The 4,003-nt window shown below is 62.3% G+C and carries 3 protein-coding genes and 1 pseudogene; all 4 read right to left on the bottom strand.

Annotated features, from left to right (window positions below; all coding sequences use genetic code 11):
* Positions 1 to 2,024 (bottom strand): TRAP transporter permease (locus EN969_RS20065; RefSeq protein WP_164758363.1); only part of this gene is annotated, 2,024 nt, incomplete at its 3' end.
* Between the two features lie 86 nt (positions 2,025 to 2,110).
* Positions 2,111 to 3,100: a TAXI family TRAP transporter solute-binding subunit gene (locus EN969_RS20070; RefSeq protein ID WP_024501713.1), complete on the bottom strand. Its 990-nt coding sequence runs from the start codon at positions 3,098 to 3,100 to the stop codon at positions 2,111 to 2,113.
* 251 nt (positions 3,101 to 3,351) lie between these two features.
* Positions 3,352 to 3,536, bottom strand: a pseudogene (locus tag EN969_RS20075) (ABC transporter permease); the annotation flags it as partial.
* A 34-nt stretch (positions 3,537 to 3,570) separates the two neighbouring features.
* Positions 3,571 to 3,927, bottom strand: coding sequence for a hypothetical protein (locus tag EN969_RS20080; RefSeq protein WP_024501714.1), 357 nt, complete (start codon positions 3,925 to 3,927; stop codon positions 3,571 to 3,573).
* Positions 3,928 to 4,003: the final 76 nt, after the last annotated feature.

The raw sequence follows: 4,003 nt of genomic DNA on the forward strand, positions 1-4,003 counted from the left end.
TTCCAATGGCGCAGCAGGACCGGGACCAAAAGCGCCACGCCGAGTAGCGAGGAATAGAGTTCGGGTGCCACCAGAAGCAGGGCGGCGAACACGAGCAGCACGTTTTCCCATGGGCGTGTGCGCACCAGAAGATAGCGCGATAGCGCGGCGCCCAGGCAGGTGATGCCCAGCACGCAGCCGAAAAAGGCGAGGAAGAAGTTCGGCCAGGTGAAATCCTTCGTCACCAGCAGCAGGGACGGTGAGAAGACGAACACGAAAGGAACCAGTGCCTTACCCATCCCCAGCCGGAAGGCGGTGTTGCCGGTCTTGAACGGGTCCGCCCCCGCCATGCCAGCGGCGGCGTACGCCGCCAGCGCCACCGGTGGCGTGATGTCCGCCAGCACTCCGTAATAGAACACGAAGAAGTGAGCGACGATCGGCTCGGTGCCGAGCATGACAAGCGCCGGCGCCGCGATCGTCACCATAATGATGTAGTTCGCGGTCGTCGGGATGCCGCAGCCCATCAGGATGCAGACGACGCCAGTCATGATCAAGGTGAACAATAGGGTCAGGCCCTGGGCCGAGAAGATCGCCTCGGGGATGAAGGTGCCGAAGAGAAGGGAAAGGTGTCCGGCCGTCGATGTGACGATGTAGGACAGCTTGAAGCCCACTCCGGTCAGGGTGACGACGCCCACGACGATGCCGACGGTTGCGGCAGCGGCTCCGACTGCGAGCGCATATTTGGCGCCGTCGCGCAGACACGTCACGATGTCGGCGACCGACATGCGCCGGCGCGGATTGAGCAAGCCGACGAGAATACACAAGGTGATGCCCCAGAAGGCGGCCATGTAGGGCGTGTAGCCCGAGAGCAGCACGCCGATAAGAACGACGAGCGGGATGATCGTCGGCCAGTCCCGCTTCAGCGCCTCGACGACATCGGGCATCTCGTCCGGCCTGAGCCCCCTGAGGCCGGTTCGCTTGGCCTCGAAATGCACCTGCATGAACACGCCAAAGAAGTGCATGAAGGCGGGCACGATGGCGGCAAGGATGATGGTCGTGTAGGGCAGTTCGAGAAATTCGATCATCAGGAAGGCCGCTGCGCCCATGATCGGCGGCGTCACCTGACCGCCGGTCGAGGACGCCGCTTCCACCGCTGCGGCGAAATGTTTCTTGTAGCCGAGCTTGATCATCGCCGGGATGGTCAGCGAGCCGACGGTAACGGTGTTGGCGACCGACGAGCCGGAAATCATGCCGAACAGCGCCGAGCCGAAGATCGACACCTTGGCGGGACCCCCGGCGTAGCGGCCGGCGACCCACGCCGCACAGTCGAGGAAGAGCTGGCCGAGGCCAATGCGGGTGGCGAAGACGCCGAACAACACGAAGTGGAAGACGTAGGTGGCGACGACGCCGAGCGCGATGCCGTAGATGCCCTGCGTCGTCAGATAAAGGTGATCGATGAGCTGGGAGACGGACGCGCCGGGGTGCACCAGAATGCTCGGCATGTACCGCCCCAACAGCGCGTAGGCCATGAAGACGACGGCGATGATGGGCAGCGGGATGCCGACGGAGCGGCGCGTCGCCTCCAGCAGAAGCAGGATGAGGATAAGGCCGAACACCACGTCGAGCGCCGTGGGATTGCCGACGCGGAAGGCAAGGTCGTCGAGCGGGATCATAGGCACGTGCATGACGACGACGACCGCAGCGATCGCCAGCAGCCAGTCGAAAAGGGGTATGCCGAGCGGCCGCAGGAGGCTGGACCGCGCGGGCTGGTCGTAGCTTTTCTTCACCAGCGGGAAGACGAGGAAGATCAGCGCCAGCACCATCGACAGGTGGATGCCCCGGTGCAGCATTTCCTGCAGCAGGCCGAAACCGGCGGTGTAGTAGTGAAACAGTGACAGCGCCACCAGGAGGAAGCCGACCAGCCAGCCCGCGACACGGGTCAGTGGCCGGAAGCGGATTTCGGAGTCGAATTTCTCCTCCAGTTCGCGAGCGCTCTCCTCATCGAACTCCATTGCGGAAAGCTTGATCTTGTCGTCATCGCTCATGGCCGGTTCCGTGTCCTGAATTTCCAGACAAAAGAGGCGGAAAGCATCCCTTCCGCCTCGTTGTTGTCAGCCGGTCCAAATGCCTCTTATTTCAGGGTGCCGACTTCCTTGTAGAATTTCTCTGCGCCGGGATGAAACGGAATGCCAGCGCTGGTAACCGCGTTCTGGAGCGTGATCAGCTTGCCCTTGGCGTGGCCTGCCTGCAGGGCCTTTTGGGTTTCGTCGCTGTAAAGCGACTTGACGATCTTGTAGACGAGGTCGTCGGTCTGCTTGGCGCTGGTCACCCATTGAGCGGCGACGGAAATGGTCTTGGTTTCGCCGACATTTTTGTAGGTGCCTTCCGGCACGGTATCGGTGGAGAAGAACTTCTGCTCGGACAGCAGCTTGTCGGCCTCGGGGCCGGTGATCGGCACCAGCGTGATGTTGTTGGTGGTGGCAAGCTCAACGATTGCGCCGGTCGGATAACCACCGACGAAGAAATAAGCGTCCATGGCGCCATCCTGCAGCCGCTCTCCGGCCGGGCCAGGCTTGAGATATTCGGGCTGCACGTCCTTTTCAGCCAGACCGTAAGCGCCAAGCACAAGTCGCGCATCGACGATGGTGCCGGAGCCCGGCTCGTCAAGAGAGACGCGTTTGCCCTTGAGATCCGCCACCGACTTAATGCCGGCGTCGGCACGCGCGACCAAATGGATCGTCTCGGGATAAAGCGTCGCGATGAGGCGCAGGTCGTCAACCTTGGGCTTGCCCTCATAGAGGCCGGTGCCCGAATGCGCCCAGTAGGCGACGTCGGATTGCGTGAAGCCCGATTCGGACGCGCCCGACTGGATGGCGCTGATGTTGGCCACCGAACCGTTGGAGGACGTGGCGGTGGCGACCAAGCCTTCGACGCCGGCCGCCCCGGTTGCCGAGATGGCGTTGGCGATCAGGCCGCCCACCGGATAGTAGGTACCGGACGTTCCGCCCGTGCCGATGCGGAAAAACGCCTGCTGCGCGCGTGCCGGCGAAAATCCGGCCGCAGCCAAAGCCAGAGCGCCCGCGCCTATGGAAAAGGTGCGGCGGTTGATCGAAATAGTCATGCTACCTCCCAGTCTAAAAACCGGCAGGATGTTGCAGCGGCCAAGGTGTTGTCAACCTGTACACGCTTTTTGAGAGCGGATCGGTCCTCGCGGGCTGGCCGTGGCGCATCCTCAATAGGTGCAAATTTTGAAGAAGCACCAAAATTCGATCTGAGCCTTTATCATTGGTTGAACGGCAGTAGTTCGCATCCTTGCGCCAAAGCTGCCTGTCTGAATTCGGCCCAAAAGCAGCCATTCACCTCAACCCGCCCCTATCTCTCCTCCACAATCCTCAAATAAACCGCCGTCACGAACAGCACGATCAGCCCGACAAGATCCGCCTTGCCCCTTCCGGCATCTGCAGGATCGTCAGCACGGTCAGGATCAGGGCGCCGAGGATGGTGCCGGTGTAGACACCGCGGCCGCCGAAGATCGAGGTGCCGCCAATGACGGCGGCCACCCCGGCGCCTTCTGCCGGAAGGCGCGGCAGGCTATGGATACTTGGTCGGCGGTACGGCAGGGTTCAAATCGCCCTGCAGTTCCTTCGGCAGCGGCAGGCTTGAGCATTGCAGGTGCACTTCGCGGGCGAACAGCTTTCGTTGCTTCTGCTCATGCTCCTTGATGGCTGCGACGAGCCCCATCGAGTATGGACCAAGCAGGACGCCGAAACCCCATCCCGGATGCTCTTTCTCGCGAGCCTCGTAATCCGAAGCCGCCCTGCGGGCCTGCTGGCATGCCGGGGAGGCCCATTTCTGGTCCTGCTGCGAAAGCGACGCCTCATAGTCGACCGGGGAGGTCGCGCACCCAGCCACTGCCGCAGTCAATGCGAGGCAGATTGCGTTTCTCATCCGAAGCCTCTCCTAAGCCTTGTGAAGGGCCTGCATAGACCTGTTCATCCCACAAGGCGATAGCTGCGGTCAGGCG

The sequence above is a fragment of the Mesorhizobium sp. M7A.F.Ca.CA.003.01.2.1 genome (assembly GCF_003998945.1).
GTDB classification, from domain to species: domain Bacteria; phylum Pseudomonadota; class Alphaproteobacteria; order Rhizobiales; family Rhizobiaceae; genus Mesorhizobium; species Mesorhizobium ciceri.

What these genes read in the sequence shown, in the direction of transcription:
- EN969_RS20070 (WP_024501713.1), bottom strand. Translation starts at nt 3,100, where the DNA reads ATGACTATTTCGATCAACCGCCGCACCTTTTCCATAGGCGCGGGCGCT.
- EN969_RS20080 (WP_024501714.1), bottom strand. Translation starts at nt 3,927, where the DNA reads ATGAGAAACGCAATCTGCCTCGCATTGACTGCGGCAGTGGCTGGGTGC.